The sequence below is a fragment of the Mesorhizobium sp. P2_E10 genome, assembly GCF_056404235.1.
Map to the genome: position 1 here is coordinate 161,641 of NZ_JBFUEK010000002.1, position 14,867 is coordinate 176,507.

A 14,867-nucleotide genomic window follows, 5' to 3' on the forward strand; every position below is an offset into this window, starting at 1 on the left:
ACGCAGGCACGGGACGGGGGCGGGCGAGCGCGTAATCTCCCCCTTGAGGGGGGATGGCCAGCAGGCCAGAGGGGGTCGGCACGGCGGGGCTCGACCTACTGCGGCAGAGGGAGGCGGCGCTCTACGCGCGGCGACCCCCTCTGTCGCCTTCGGCGACATCTCCCCCTCGAGGGGGGAGATCGGCGGTTTCGCCTCAAATCAGCTTCTCCAGCGTGATCGGCAGATCCCTGATCCGCTTGCCCGTCGCGTGAAACACCGCATTGGCGATCGCCGGCGCCACGCCGACGATGGCGAGCTCACCGACGCCCTTGCCGCCGAGCACCGAGGAATGCAGGTCGGGAATGCCGACCGAGATCACCTCGATATCCGGGATATCGGCATTGGTCGGCACCAGATAGTCGGCGAGGTTGTTGTTGACGATGCGGCCATGGCGGCGGTCGACGATGCCTTCTTCCAGCAGCGCCTGGCCGATGCCCATGATGATGCCGCCCTTCCACTGGCTCTCGGCAAGCTTGGGGTTGTAGAGCCGGCCGGAATCCAGCGCCGACACCACGCGTGACACGCGCACCGTGCCGAAATCCTCGTCGACCCGCACCTCGATGAAATGCGCGCACCAGCTGTGGCGGGAATAGTCGCCTTCGGTGTGCGGCAGGGCAGCCGCGATGGTGGTGTAGTTCTTGTAGCGATCGGCGGCCGTCGAATTCACCGGCATGGTGTCGCCGAGCGCCTCGATATGGTCGCGCCCGACACTGGCCAGCAACTCGGCGATCGAGACATCCGGGCCGTCGCCGCGCGGCGATGCAATGCGGCCGTTGGCGACAACCAGCGTGTTGGCCTGCAGCGCATGGAAAGGCGAACGCGGATCGGAAATCGCCAGTCCGACCAACTGGTCGAGCGCGGCGGTCGCCGCCTTGTAGACGGCGCCGGTCATGACGCCGGCCAGCCTGGAGCCGCCGGCGACACCGGCGCGGGCGAAGCGCGAGTCGCCGAGCTTCACCACGACTTTCTCTGCCGGCACGCCGACCGTCTCGGCGGCGGTCTGCGCCAGGATCGTGTAGGTGCCCTGGCCCATGTCGATCGAGGAGCTTTCGACCTCGACCGAGCCATCGGCGAGAATGCGCACCATCGCTTCGCCATAGGCGCGCCGCACCGGATAGGTGCCGGCGGCGACGCCCCAGCCGATCAGCTGGTTGCCATCGCGCATCGAGCGCGGCGCGGGCGTGCGCTTCGACCAACCGAAGGCTTCCGCGCCAGTGGCGTACGCTTCGCGCAATTGCCGTGTCGACCAGGCTTTTTTCGCGTGCGGATCCTGTTCGGCATAATTCTTCAGGCGTATCGCCAGCGGGTCGATGCCGACCTCATAGGCGAGTTCGTCGATGGCGCACTCGATGCCGAAGGCGCTCGGGTTCTCTCCCGGTGCGCGCATGGCGCCAGGCACCACCGAATTCACTCGCACGACATTCTGCTTCGACGAAAAATTGGGCGTCGCATACATGATCGAGGTGACTACGCCCAATGGCTCGACCCACATGCCGTCCATCGAGGTTTCATTGACGCCGCGATGCACGATCGACTGGATCTGTCCCTCGGCATCGGCGCCGAGCGCCACCGTCTGGCGCGTCGCGGCGCGTCCGCCATAGCCAGTGAAGGTCTGCGGCCGCGTCATGACAAGCTTCACCGGCCGGCCGAGCATCTTGGCCGCCACCGCAGCCACCGCGCTGTGGCCGAGCGCCAGCGCTTTGGAGCCGAAGCCGCCGCCAATATAGGGCGAGACCAGCCGCACACTCTCGAACGGCACGCCGAACCATTCGGCATAGGTGCGCGCCATGCCGTCCAGCCATTGGCTCGGCTCCCAGACAGTGAGCTGGTCGCCCTCCCAGCGCGCGATCAGCCCATGCGGCTCCATCGGCGCCTGGTATTCGCGCGGCGTGTTGTAGGCGGCGCAGATCCTGACCGGAGCGGCGGCGAACGCCGCCTGCGCATCGCCCCATTCCTTGGTCATGGCGGCGATCGGTATGCCGTCGCCGGCCTTCGCGTCGCTGAGGTCGACAATGGCCGGCGTCTCGTAATAGCTGACCTTGACCAGCGCTGCGGCGGCGACCGCCTGCTCGAAGCTTTCCGCCACCACCGCGGCGACATGCTGGCCGGAGAAGGTGATGTCGCGCGCCAGCGGACAATAAGGCACATCGGGCGGCGGTGTGCCGAACCAGTCCGAGGCGGTTTTCAGCGGCGCGATGGTGTCGGGCGTCAACACCTTGAGCACGCCGGGCCCTGCCTCGGCAGCCTTGGTGTCGATCGAGCGCACCTTGCCTGATGCAATCGTGCTCTCGACCAGCACGGCATAGACGAGCCCTTCGAGTTGCTGCTCGACGGCATATTTGGCGGCACCGGTGATCTTGGCCGGGCCGTCGACGCGCGACAGCCGCCCGCCGACGGCATCGGCGCCGCCGTCCGAGGCATCACCATGTCTTGCTATGTGAACGGTCATGCCGTTTCTCCCATTTTGATTATGGCGCGGGCGACGACGCGCGGCGCCAGTTCGATCTTGTAGTGGTTGGCGCCATGGTCGACGGCGCCTTCCATGGCGAGCAGGCTGGCGGCCCGCACTGTGTCAGGCTCCAGCACCTTGCCCTTCAGCGCCGCTTCCACGGCGTGGGCCCGCCACGGCTTGGTGGCAACGCCACCCAGCGCCACGCGCAGGTCGCGGATCGTCCTTCCGTCTGCCTCGAACTCGACGCCGACAGCCGCACTCGCAGCGGCGAACTCATAGGATTGCCGGTCGCGGACCTTCAGGTAGGTCGAGCGGCGGGCAGCGGCGGAGCCGGGGATGCTGATCGCGGTGATCACCTCGCCGGGCTCAATGGCATGTTCCCGTTCTGGCGTGGTGCCCGGGAGGAGAAAAAAGTCGTCGATCGCGAGCTGGCGGTCGCCGAGATGAACGAGCGCATCGAAAGCGACCAGCGCGACGGCGAGATCGCCGGGATACATGGCGATGCAGGCATCGCTGGTGCCGAGCACGGCGTGCCCTCTTGTGACGCCGCCGAGCGCCGAACAGCCGCTGCCGGGCGTGCGCTTGTTGCAGGCGGGGAAATTTTCGGGGTCGCGGAAGTAGGGGCAGCGCGTGCGCTGCATCAGATTGCCGCCGATGGTCGCCATGTTGCGGATCTGCGGCGAGGCGGCCTGCCACAGTGCCTCCGAGACGGCGGGGAAGCGGCTCTTGATGTCGGCATGGTCGGCGATGTGGCTCATTTTTGCCAGCGCGCCGATGGTGGCGCCGCGCTCATCGACGGTGATCGCGTCGAACCCCTTGAGATGGGTTATGTCGACGATCGTCTGCGGCTCGGCGACACCGCATTTGGCGAGATCGATGAGCGTGGTGCCGCCGGCAAGCACCATGGCGCCTGGCAGCGCTGCCGCCTCACGTGCGGCGTCGATAGAGCTGGCGCGCAGATAGGAAAAATCCCTCATGATGCGACCTCCAGGGCCGCTTGGCGCACGGCGGCGACGATGTGCGGATAGGCGCCGCAGCGGCAGAGATTGCCGGCCATATATTCGCGGATCTCGTCATCCGAGCCGGCATGGCCTTCGCGGATGCAGGCCACCGCCGACATGATCTGGCCGGGCGTGCAATAGCCGCACTGGAAGGCGTCCTGTTGGAGGAAGGCTGCCTGCACCGCGTGCAGCGTGCCGTCCGCCTCGGCCAGCCCTTCGATGGTGGTGATGGTGCGGCCGTCAACCTGGGCGGCGAGCGTCAGGCAGGCCAGCACGCGCTGGCCGTCGACATGCACCGTGCAGGCGCCGCACTGGCCCTGGTCGCAGCCTTTCTTGGTGCCGGTCAGGTCGAGACGGTCGCGCAAGGCGTCGAGCAGCGTGACGCGCGGCTCGACCTCCAGCTCGTGGTGGCGTCCGTTGATGTCGAGATGGATGGGAATTGTGGTGGTCATGGGCGTCTGGCTCCAGTTGCTTGACGCTGAGGGGGAGTGATCTGGTGCGGGGGCAGGTGAGGGCAAGGTCACCGGATGGCTAGGCGTTGATGAAGGCCGATCTCCCCCACACGGGGGGAGATTGGCAGTTTCGCGGGCTTCGCCAATTTCCAAAGCGACAGGCGCGCAGGGGCGGTGGCACCTCGCAAGCTCTCAGCACGTGACATACCGGTTCCCCCTGATTATATGATGAAGGCACTCCACAAATCGGAGGCGCCTCCGTTTATTTAATTGGGGGCTTGCGGTAAGCTGTTCAAGCCCGGAAATGCGATTGGAGAAAAAATTGGCCGCAGAGCCGCCCGCCACGCTTGCCGACAAACCCGAAGCCGCCGGTGCAAAACCTCTGCGCGCCGACGCGCAGCGCAATCGCGACGCGCTGGTCGAGGTCGCGGCAAAGGCGTTTGCCGCTGAAGGTGTCGATGCCTCGCTGGAGGAGATCGCCCGTCAGGCCGGCGTCGGCATCGGCACGCTCTACCGGCATTTTCCGACGCGCGAGCATCTGGTCGAGGTCGTCTACCGGCGCGAAGTGGAGGGGCTGTGCGCGGCCGCCGATGAGCTCGCCAGCCACCATCCGGCCGATGTCGCGCTCGAACAATGGATGCAGCGCTTCGTCGACTACATCGCCACCAAGCGCGGCCTTGCCACCAGCCTGCGCCTCTTGCTCACCACCAACTCGACCCTGTTCTCCGACAGCTCGGGCCGGGTGACGCTCGCCTTGCGGCGTCTGGTCGACGCGGCGGTCGCCGACGGCTCGATCCGTGGCGACGTCGACAGCTCCGATGTGCTGCACGCGCTGAGCGGCATCTACTCGGCTCCCGACACCAAGGACTGGCGCGACCGTTCCCGCCGGCTGGTGTCGCTGCTGATGGACGGCTTGCGGTTTGGGGCCGCCAAGGGTGCCAACGGGCGTGGGTGATGAAGGCAGGGGCGTAGCCATACGACACCACGGACCCGGCGCGAACGCTCGCGCCGGCTGGCTTCACTGTAAAATCGGAACAGACCCTAGCGGCTGAGCGAACTATCCTTTCGCTTCCACCAGGATCACCAGCGACTCCGGCACCACGCCATCGTGGGCCATCGCGTCGGCGGCTGCCTTGCTCTGCATCAAAGCCCCAAGCTTGTCCATATCAGGAACGTCCATCATCACAGCCACCCGTTTCGGGTTCTGCGGATCGACGAACGTGCGGATGTTGGTGATCCCGAGTGAGCCGAAGATTTCCTTGCGCTTCGGTGACGAGAGCCAGTGCTTGCTGTCCTTTATGATGTTGTGATGGCCAATAACGGTCGGCATGGCATCCTCCCAAGGTGACGCCGCGGGTCGAAAATCGCCCGCCTTTGCTGCGATCCACCTACGCAGCGAGTGAGCGCCGTTTCCAATGGGCTGTCAATTCGCTGCCGCTGGTGGATGGCTTATGGCTTGGACGGAAGGGCTCACCTTGCCGGGATCATCGCACGATGGGTGAACATCGTTGGAATACAGTCGATATTTCAGCTATGCTTCGCTGTCTCTGTGAAAACGACAAAGGCGGATATGGCGAGAACAGCCCTTTCCACCCACGCTCGAGTGGCCGCTATCTCAGCGATTCTGGCCGTGCTCGGCCTCCTCTTCATGAACCCGGCCCATGCCGAGAGACGAGCGGCAATCGTCATCGGCAACAGCGAGTATCCGTTTGCTCCTCTTCCCAATCCCCGGAGCGACGCCAAGCTCATTGCCAACGCGCTGACTGAACTCAACTTCGACGTTCTGCTTTTTTACGATGTCAAGAAGGCGGCAATACCGGAGCTGAAGGATGCGATCCGCGCCCATCTTGTCGGCGCCGACATGGCTGTCTTCTACTACGCGGGCCATGCCTTGCAGTTCGAGCGCCAGAATCTGCTGCTCCCGGTCGACACCCGAACCTCTTCCGCTAAGGACGTCGTGGACGATGCCGTTCGTCTCAACGATCTGATCGATATCGTCAAGGACGACCCGATCGGCGTGAAGCTTTTCATCCTCGACGCCTGCAGGAACAATCCCGCGGCCAAGGAAAAAGGGCTGGAACAGGGTTTGGCTTACACGGAGTCGGGCAGCGGCCAGGTGCTCATCGCGTTCGCCACAGGCGCAGGCGAAGTCGCATATGACGGCACCGGCATCAATAGCCCCTATTCATCCGCGCTTGCCAACGCGCTGCAGACGCCGAATCTCGACATCTACGATACGTTTCGAACCGTGCGGGGCGACGTTCGCCAGGCGACCGGCGGAACGCAAATACCCTGGATCACCGGCTCGATCGAAACAAAATTCGTATTCCGGAAAGGTGACGCCGGAGGCAATGTTGCGGCTCCCGAGCAGGTTGCGGAGCCGGGCGCCGGACTGACCATAGACGAGGTGCTGTGGTCTTTCATCAAGGACAGCCAGAACGCCGAGGATTTCGGGCGTTTTGCCAGGGCCTTTCCCAGAAGCCGTTTTGCGGCCGAGGCCGAACAAAAGAACGTCAACGTAGCCGCGCTCACGGAACGCGGGCTCTATTCAAAGGGCAATCTGGTTTCGACGTCGATCGCCACCGATGTCATGGTGGTTGGCGAGAGCGATGCAGCGAGCCAGCAGTTCGTCTTCCAGCAGGCGGGGGAACGCGCGGTCTCCGAAACCTTCCGCGTCTGGCCAAAGACGTTGCCCGATACCCAGCGGGGCATGAAGGCGACAGTCACCGACTGCGATCTGTACGCCGCCGACCCCAATGATCCGCAGCGTGCGGTGCCGGGTGTCACCAACGGCCTGGTTAATGTTCGTGATGCACTGCGCGCCTGCGGTTTCGCCCTGGCGGCCGACATCAACAATCCACGCCTGCAGTTCCAATTCGGGCGAGTTCTGGAGATTGCAGGAAGTTATACTTGGGCGGAGCATTTCTATGAACTCGCGCGCGAGCAGCAATACAGCGCGGCAATCGTCAACCTCGGCTACATGGCGCGGGTCGGGATGGGCCGCAAGGTGGACTACGCGCGCGCTTTCGATCTTTACCTCCAGGCTGCCGCGCTCGGAAATCTAAGGGCGCGCACCAATGTCGGCACGGCCTATATGCGTGGCGAGGGCGTGCCGCAGGTGCCCGAGGAGGCAGTTCTGTGGTACAGGCTTGCTGCTTCCAGCGGCTGGTCGAACGCGATCAATGCGCTAGCGGACGCCTATCGCCGCGGCAACGGTGTCGAGGCCAATCTCGTCGAGGCGGCAAACCTTTACACTGCCGCGTCCGATGCCGGCCAGATCGATGCGATGACCAGTCTCGGGCGCGCCTACATAGGCGGATCCGGCGTGGAAAAGGACGTCGCGCGCGGCCTCGCTTTGCTGTTGAAGGCCAGCGACACAGGAAACCAGTATGCGCCGCGATATGCCGGCCAGCTATTTCTCAAGGGAGGCGGGGTCGGCAAGGATGCAAAGCGCGCATTGGCCCTGTTTGAACTCTCCGCCCGCCGTGGTTTCGAAGACGCCTATCTCGATCTTGCAAATGGCTATCAGGACGGTTCCTTCGGCAAGGCCGACCCGCAGCAAGCCTATTTCAACGCGGTTCTTGCAGAGCGTTTCAAGGTCGAAAAGGCAGGCGATCTGGAGAAGCAGATCGGTGCGAAATTGCCGGCCGGCACCCGTCGCAAGATAGAGGCCGAGGCGGATCTGTATATTCAGCAGAACGGCAAATGAAGATTTCGGCGCCGCCTGCGATGATCGAGACGTGACGAGGGGCAGATTTTGATCCGTTTGCTGAAGCAAGCCTACACCAGGATCTCCTTGCTACGGTCCGGCCTTGCGGTCGCGTCCGCGGAGCAAGCCGAAGACGATCCCGATAGTATCCGATATGTGCTTGGCTCCGCCTCGGAAGATGCCAAACCGCGTTGCTTGATATCGGTGCTGGGGACCCCTCCGCGCGACATAGGCGAGGTGCTGGAGTCGGTTGCCTTCGTCTGCCGGCGAAACCGCGAATTTCCAGTGGCCGTCATGACCGAATTGCCTCCGGACCTGATTGCCGCATCGACGATGCCGATCGAATTTCTCCCGACCCGGGACCACCTGCCGGTCCGGCCGGACGAGTATGAACGTCACATTCGGCGCCGCTGGTCCCTGATGATTGCGAAATGGCAGTTCGCCAAGCAAATCGAACTGTCGATCGACCTGGAAACATTTCTTGCCCAGCAATTGCAGGGGGCCGAACCGGCGGCACCGGCTATGCGGGAGCAGTTTGCAGGCTACGCTCTCGCCACCGAAGCGTGAAGCGGCGCGTGAGTTCTGACCGAAAACACTAGGTCTTCGATAACGCGCGCGGCCTCGACGGCGCCGTTCACAAACGCCAGACGCACTGAGCGTCGTTTCAACTCGGTGCGAAAATCCTCCGACAGTGCAATGTCGATGGTTTCGGCGACGCGGCCGAGTTCGGAGGCCCGAAGCCGCAATCCCAAGCCCGTTGCATGGGCATAGGCGGCCCGCAATTGCTGATCGTCCATCTCTGGTGCTTCGTTCGGAACGAATATCGTGGGGACGCCGCCATGGATGCATTCGTGAAAGCTGTTGTAGCCGGCGTTGGTGATCATGCAGTCGATGGCGGCAAGGCAATCGGCGATCGGATATCGGGTGGTGGACAGGATGCCTGGCCACTTCGTCTCCCGAGGGGCAAGGGGGTTCTCTATCCTCACCAGCTGAAGATCGCGGCTGAGAACCTCCTTGACCAGAAGATCGGGCAATTCCTCGAAATCGAAATTGCGTTGTGACCCGAGTTGCATGGCGACCGTAAACTTGCCTGGGTCCGTATTCAGACACGCGGCGGACTCGTCCCGGCTCAGGCCTTCCTGCGGGTCGATCAACAGAATGGTCGGAACCTTGTGCACCAGGCCGGGCATCCGGCTGGTCGGCCCATGGTCCTCGTCCTGCGCAAGGTCGCCGGGCTCGATGATCATATCGAAACGTGCCTGCAGCGCTTCGTCCAGGTTCTGGCCACTGACCCACAACCCCCGCCTGATCCACACCCAGGCGAGGTCGGGGCGAATAGACTGCACGTCGAGCAAGCCGCGAAAAGGATATGTGCCGTCGAACACCACCGCGGCAACGTCGAGGTTTTCGATCGTCGCCAGCAGTTCCTGCGCATAGGCCTTGTTCCAGCTCTCCTCGGTGACGCCCATTTTGACGGACCAGGGAATATAGTCGGTTGCATGCCCTCGCTGGTGAAGCAGGGAGAATCCGGCCGAGCGCGTGAAGAAGATCGGCTCGACATCGGGCGACATCCGTTCGGCGATCGCCATGAGGCGCGTAAGATGTCCGAGGCCGATGCCGTTGGTTGCGACGAACAGGATGCGCCGACGCTTGGCGACGTGTAAAATCGCCGGCGCCGAGGTTTCGCCGAAGGGTAGCATCGGTACTTTTTTTGTTTCGCGCGGTTTGGCCGGGAGCGATGGCCTCAAGGCAGGGAAGCGGCGAAGGCCGAGATCGTCGCAGAGTTCGTTCATCCGGCTGGGATAGGTGGCAAGGGAGAACTTCGCCTCGACCAGCTTCCTCGCTCTGGCCGATTGCTTCTTGAACAGATCGGGTGACGCCATCAACCGCTCGATGGCGGCTGCGACACCGCCGGGCTCGGCATAGACCGCACCATCCTCGAACAGCGCTTCGAAAGAAGGATCGACAATCGTTACCAGACCGCTCGCCATCGCCTCGGCGATGCCCATGCCAAACGCCTCCACCCATCGGCGGCTATGGAAATAGACGTAGAAATCCAATGAGTTCAGGAATTCCGGGACGCGGCCGTCCTGAAAGGGAAAGGTCTGCCAGTTCGATCCGATCCAGGTCTCCAACTCGGCGGGTATGCCGCCCAGCGTCCTGACGGTAAGATGGCGGCGATCGGGATAGGCGGCGAGAAGTCCTTCCATGCTGTCTGGCCATTTCAGCATATCCGGGCGCGAGTGACGGCCGATCACCGCGGACTTCGTCGGCGCGGGCCGCTGTCTCCCAGGCCATTCCGACAGGTCGAGCATGTTCAAAAGGTCACGGCCAAGCAAGGCGGGTTTGCGCTGTGCAAGACTGTCAAACTGTGCACGGACCTTGGGGCCGACCGGCGCGAAAATCACCGGCGTTCCGAACAGACGATCGATGTTGCGCTCGACGATTTCGATATCGTACTGCGGTTTCCAGTAACCATCGAAAGGTGGGTGGTGGACGACGCAAACCACACGCCGCGGCCGTATTCTGACCGCGGTTGCCGGCATGTGTTCGAACACCTGCGGATGGTGGGCGTAGAGAACATCGCACGTCGCCACATGGTCGCCCGCGAGCCGAGGAATGCCCAAGGCATCGATGAGATCGGCCGTTCGCTTTTCGAAGGAGCGGCCGTAGCTGCGGCTCAGACCTGTGAAGGGAATGACGGCTGTGCTGAGACCCGATAGTGCGGCTGCCTTCAGTTCCGCCCTGACGGCGGACGAAGTCCCTCCGGGGCAACTGAGGTCCGTCGCATGAACGATGTCGAAATTCACGGCTTGCTCTCAAATTGACGGTCCTACCGAAATTCATTGGACCTGCGCGGCATGGATGCATCAACCGAAACAACCGTCTCAGTATGACCGACCGCCGGAGGCTCCGCCCCCCACCACCGGAGCTACCGTCGAGAGTTTTTTTACCTTTGGCGACGTCTTCTCTACCGTGCTTGAGATTTTTGCGGTGGCCATCGGCACGTAGCAGCTTCTTGGATACTTCTTGATGAAGGACCGGTAGGCGCTCGCCGTATTCTCGCGGATCGTGGCGCGCCAGGCTGCCAATTCCGTCTTTGAGGGGGAGTAGTCGTAGCAATTTGGCGCAACCGCAGTCGGACCGGCTGTTCGCTGCCAGGGAACGCAGGCGGCCAGGAACACTGACCCCAGGACTGATAGGCGTTTCAGGAGCATGCCATACCCCCTATGCTGACCAAAGGTAAGCGCGAACCCGGCGGCAAGTCAACGAGGAAGGTGGTCGATCTGGGGAATGCCGTCTCTACGACCGACGCATGGCTTTGTTGGAAGGCTCAGCGCGCTCTATGTTCCATGTAGCGCCGCATGAGAGTCGTCGCTCGGTCTTCCACGCAGAAATCCGATTTCGCTCGTTGGAACGCGGCCGACCCCATCGATTGCCGTAACGAAAAGGAAGAAAGCAGCCGCTCGATCGACAGGGCAAGCCCGTTTGCATCGTGCGGGTCGACAGTGAATCCTGTCCGGATATTGTCGATAGCTTCCCCGCATCCGCCGGATGCACTGCCGACAGATGGCTTGCCGTAAGCAGCCGCCTCCAGATACACGAGACCGAAGCCTTCGGCGTCGATGCCGTTGCCCTCCAAGACCTCGATCGGTGTCAGGGCGAATACGTCACATTGCCGGAAAAGCACCGCCAACTGCTCATCGTTCAATGCGCCGTGCATGACCACACTGTCATCGATCGCGGATGATTTGAGGCGGGCTTCAAACTCGTCGTGAATTGGTCCGGCTCCAACGATATCCCAGATGAATGGCCGCTTGATCCTTTGTAGCGCTTCCAGCAACAGGTCGTGGCCTTTGCGCGGCGCCAATCTGGCGACAGTCAGGATCCTTGGAATGCCACCTTCCGGCGTGAAATAGGAGGCCCGCCCCATAGTCGCGCCGAAGAAAGCCCTAGGCAGGCCGGGAGTAAGCGTTTCCCCAGCCGCCCCTGGTGCCATTCTGGCAAGGTGGCCGAGCGTATAGTTGCTTACGCAGAAGACACGCGCACAACGTTCGAGGCCCGCCGCGATAGCTGCCCGGACATCCGCTCCGGGGATGCGTTGCCAGGGTGCCGTGATGTCCTTGCAATGGACGGTGCAGAAAACCGGTGCGATGTCGCAAAGCAATTCCGCGAAACAGGCGAGCCCGCCGCTGGCCAGATGAATCATATCCGGCCGAAAATCCTTGCAAATTCTGTGAAGCTCGGCTGAGACCGCCTGGAACTCCGGTTCGGTTCGGCAGCCTTTCAGGTTGAGCGCTCCGACTTGGCGGACCGCTTCGCCGGGTTTTGGGTGCTGCCCGGTATCGGTAATCAGGCCGACATCCGCAAAGACCGACAGCGCCGCCATCGTCTGTTCCACGGATTTCTCGAGCCCGCCCACACGAGGGTTGTACTCCGAGGTGATCCACAGCAAGCGCGGCCTGGGCTTTCTCGTCCAAAGGCGAAGGCGGGTCTTCATGGACACCGCCGGATTGCTGCGTCAGCAGGCCTCATAGATGTTGCCAAGATCGACAAAGGGCGAGGACAGTCGCGGGTCTCTGAGAACCGCCAGGAAGGCGCCGTGCTCCGGATGATTGGGCGAACCTATGTTGTGGCGGCGATACTCGTACGGCGTGAAGGTTCCCCAGTTCCGCATCATAAGGAAGTGGACACCGTCGGCACCGATCGACAGCGCCCATTCCACAAACTCAGGCATTTCGCGAAAATTCAATGCCTGGACGACAAAATCCAGACGCAACAGGTCGATGCGACGCTCCGCACGCAGTCTGCCGAGAAAATCCAGGTTCCGGCAGAGGCGGTCGAACGAACCACCTCGACGGACGATCTCGTAGGTGCCCTGGCGGGCTGCATCGACGGAAACCCAGACCGTGCTGACGTGCCCGTCAAGCCGCAGGTCCGTCCACGCCTTCTCGTCCATGAGGACGCCATTTGTCTGGATCTGAATGCGGCGAGAGGGGACTGGCACATCCGTCAGACTTTGCAGCACGTGGCGGAAATGCCTGCTGCCGAAAGGATCGCCGCTGCCGGTAATCTTGATCTGGTTTGCATCATCCAGAAGCGGCGCGATCTTGCTGTCGAAAATGCTGTCGAGCTTTGCCGCCGCACCATGCCTGAGTTGTATCAGTTCGGTTCGACACGAAGGACAGGAAAGATTGCAGGACCTGTCTTCAGACAGGACGATCCGGCGTGGCTTGTGCTCGACGACAATCAGGTCGTTGTCGATGCATTCGCGTTGCAAGGGAGCCGTGACGTCGGATTTCCGTGGAAGCGAACGTTGCACGATCTTCGGGCAATAGAGACGGCTGCAATAGGAAAAATCGCCATCCAGTACGGAGCTTCGTATCTCGGCTGCCTTGATGGAGTTCCAGTATTGTGCGGCATGGTGCTCATGAATTGAGCCAATAGAGGCAGGCATCCACGCCGAGCAGCAGGTGTTTACCTTGCCATCGGCCCGGATCTCGATCTCCTCGAAGGGATTTCCGCAGAAACGGTCAGCAAGCCATGCATCGACTTCGAGGTTTAGGTTTCGCGCTTTCTCCTCCGATGCGAGCAGCAAGCGTTGAGCGAAAAGATCGTGCTGGTCGCCCGAGATGATTCGTTCCGCAAGGTCTGCTGCAACATTCCAAAGTTCGGCTTCAATGGCGATCAGCGCAGCCATTGCCGCCATGAGCCCCTGAATCTGCGGATCGGACTCAACCTCGGCAACGAAGGTCAGCAGTTCGACGTCCGACTTGCCATCTGCCAAGTCTTCGATCGCAGTCCGCACGACTGCCTCGGCTCCGGAAAGGTGCGACGTTGCGCCCGATATCGATTTCTCTTCCCGATATTGCCTCTCGCTCTCTGCCAATCCTGGCGACCGCACTACCGATCGGATCGTTGGCCGATCCATTCTTTGGTCGGACGCGAGGTCGGATCGGATGGCGTTTCGCGCGTGAGGCATTGGCCAAGTCCTGGAAACCAACTCCATCCTAGCAGATCGTTATTTTCAGAGCGACTGCCAGTAACCAGCATTTGAACGTCCCGCCTATGAAACGCTGTTTTCGAAGAACTGCGGTGAGAACTGGACTGCTGCCAATGCTTAGCAGCGGCAGCAGCCATTTCCCGAGCATTCCCGCTTAGAACGGGAGCTTGATTTCGCCCACCGACAGATGGCTACCGGCGGCTATGAGCGCGGCAACCGTTTCTCTGTCCTGTTGCCGGCGCTTCACCAAGCCAGTCAGCATTCTGTCGAAGGAAATCGCGCCGCCGCCGGCGATGGCCAGGACGAACATGCCGCCGGCTATGGCGAGATCCTTTTCGAAATGCAGCAATTCGTTCTGGCTGGCGAAGTTGGTGTGGAACAGGGCGGCCGTTGCCAGACAGAACAGTCCGAGCGCGACCGCGCCCAGGCGCGTCAGCAGGCCAAGGCCGACCGAAAGACCGGCTCCCAGCTGCAGTGCTATGGTGGCCGCGAGAAGCGGCAGGCTGACGCCAAGTGCGGCCATGGCTTTCGCCGCACCCTCGAAATGCGTCGCCAGCTCCAGGCCTTCATGCACGAACAGCAATGAAAGCAGCAGGCGACCGGTCAGCAGGATCAAGTCGGTGAGGTGCAATTTCGAGGCGATTTGGGTCGTTGTCACGATTGGCTCCAGGCAATAGGGAAGGAGCAGGCGCCCTGCGGCGCCTGCCTGGTTTTACTTGGTCACTTTGGTGTCGATGGCCTTTTGCAGGTCCGCGCGTTCCTCGCAGCCTGCCGGGCAGAGCTGTGTCAGCGATGCCAGCTGCTCCCTGGCCTTGGCCATGTCGCCGGTCTCGACATAGAGCTCGCCGAGATATTCGCGCGCCGCCTTGTGGTCCGGCTTCAGCTCGAGCGCCTTGGTGTAGTAGGTCAGCGCCGTCGTGTAGTCGCCGGTCTTGCGCAGCGTGAAGCCGAGCAGATTGTAGACGTCGGCCTGCTGAGTGTCCTGCGCCAGGTCGCGAAGATCCGCCAGCGCGCCCTTGTAGTCCTTGGCATCGATCTTGGCCTTGACGGCCGTGAGGTCGGGTGCGTCGCCGCCTTCGATGTTGTCCACGGCATAGGCCGGCACGGTGACGGCGACCGGAACCGCGGTCAGCACGGCAACGGCGCCGAGCAGCCCGAACAGGACGTGCCTGTTGAAGAGGGAAGGTTTCATTGTCTTTCTCGCTTTGCA

At 62.4% G+C, this 14,867-nt stretch carries 12 protein-coding genes; 3 read left to right on the plus strand and 9 right to left on the minus strand.

Going from position 1 to position 14,867, the window contains the following annotated elements:
* Window positions 1-193: 193 nt before the first annotated feature.
* The 3 genes from AC1D0N_RS05405 to AC1D0N_RS05415 are packed head-to-tail and all read right to left on the minus strand — an operon-like array spanning window position 194 to window position 3,944.
* Window positions 194-2,488, minus strand: a complete 2,295-nt coding sequence (locus tag AC1D0N_RS05405; protein ID WP_477242195.1) for a xanthine dehydrogenase family protein molybdopterin-binding subunit — start codon at window positions 2,486-2,488, stop codon at window positions 194-196.
* Window positions 2,485-3,468 (minus strand): FAD binding domain-containing protein, encoded by a 984-nt coding sequence (locus AC1D0N_RS05410; RefSeq protein WP_477242197.1) that lies wholly within the window; start codon window positions 3,466-3,468, stop codon window positions 2,485-2,487. Before AC1D0N_RS05410 ends, AC1D0N_RS05405 begins: the two co-directional genes overlap by 4 nt.
* A complete protein-coding gene (locus AC1D0N_RS05415) occupies window positions 3,465-3,944 on the minus strand; it encodes a (2Fe-2S)-binding protein (RefSeq protein WP_477242199.1) in 480 nt (159 codons plus the stop codon). The genes AC1D0N_RS05410 and AC1D0N_RS05415 overlap by 4 nt, the downstream gene beginning before the upstream one ends.
* Before the next feature lie 322 nt (window positions 3,945-4,266).
* On the opposite strand from AC1D0N_RS05415, the gene AC1D0N_RS05420 reads away from it, so the two are divergent.
* Window positions 4,267-4,899, plus strand: coding sequence for a TetR/AcrR family transcriptional regulator (locus AC1D0N_RS05420; protein ID WP_477242201.1), 633 nt, complete (start codon window positions 4,267-4,269; stop codon window positions 4,897-4,899).
* 102 nt (window positions 4,900-5,001) lie between these two features.
* Here AC1D0N_RS05420 and AC1D0N_RS05425 read toward each other — a convergent pair whose 3' ends face one another.
* Window positions 5,002-5,274 carry a hypothetical protein gene (locus AC1D0N_RS05425; protein WP_477242203.1) on the minus strand — a complete coding sequence of 91 codons (273 nt, stop codon included), beginning with the start codon at window positions 5,272-5,274 and terminating at the stop codon, window positions 5,002-5,004.
* 240 nt (window positions 5,275-5,514) lie between these two features.
* On the opposite strand from AC1D0N_RS05425, the gene AC1D0N_RS05430 reads away from it, so the two are divergent.
* Window positions 5,515-7,653 (plus strand): caspase family protein, encoded by a 2,139-nt coding sequence (locus AC1D0N_RS05430; RefSeq protein WP_477243091.1) that lies wholly within the window; start codon window positions 5,515-5,517, stop codon window positions 7,651-7,653.
* A gap of 48 nt (window positions 7,654-7,701) precedes the next feature.
* Entirely contained in the window at window positions 7,702-8,220 is a 519-nt protein-coding gene (locus AC1D0N_RS05435) for a hypothetical protein (RefSeq protein ID WP_477242205.1), read from the plus strand.
* Here the strand turns inward: AC1D0N_RS05435 and AC1D0N_RS05440 are convergent.
* From AC1D0N_RS05440 to AC1D0N_RS05460, 5 genes are all read right to left on the minus strand, one after another.
* On the minus strand, window positions 8,196-10,463 hold the full coding sequence (locus AC1D0N_RS05440; RefSeq protein ID WP_477242207.1) for a glycosyltransferase: 2,268 nt from the start codon (window positions 10,461-10,463) through the stop codon (window positions 8,196-8,198). The two genes, AC1D0N_RS05435 and AC1D0N_RS05440, sit on opposite strands and share 25 nt — an antisense overlap.
* A gap of 524 nt (window positions 10,464-10,987) precedes the next feature.
* Window positions 10,988-12,154: a glycosyltransferase family 4 protein gene (locus AC1D0N_RS05445; RefSeq protein ID WP_477242209.1), complete on the minus strand. Its 1,167-nt coding sequence runs from the start codon at window positions 12,152-12,154 to the stop codon at window positions 10,988-10,990.
* A gap of 21 nt (window positions 12,155-12,175) precedes the next feature.
* A complete protein-coding gene (locus tag AC1D0N_RS05450; protein ID WP_477242211.1) occupies window positions 12,176-13,462 on the minus strand; it encodes a radical SAM/SPASM domain-containing protein in 1,287 nt (428 codons plus the stop codon).
* A 349-nt stretch (window positions 13,463-13,811) separates the two neighbouring features.
* Window positions 13,812-14,315, minus strand: coding sequence for a DoxX family protein (locus AC1D0N_RS05455; RefSeq protein ID WP_477242213.1), 504 nt, complete (start codon window positions 14,313-14,315; stop codon window positions 13,812-13,814).
* Window positions 14,316-14,369: 54 nt separating this feature from the next.
* Complete coding sequence (locus AC1D0N_RS05460) at window positions 14,370-14,849, minus strand: tetratricopeptide repeat protein (protein WP_477242215.1); 480 nt, start codon at window positions 14,847-14,849, stop codon at window positions 14,370-14,372.
* Between the last annotated feature and the right edge of the window lie 18 nt (window positions 14,850-14,867).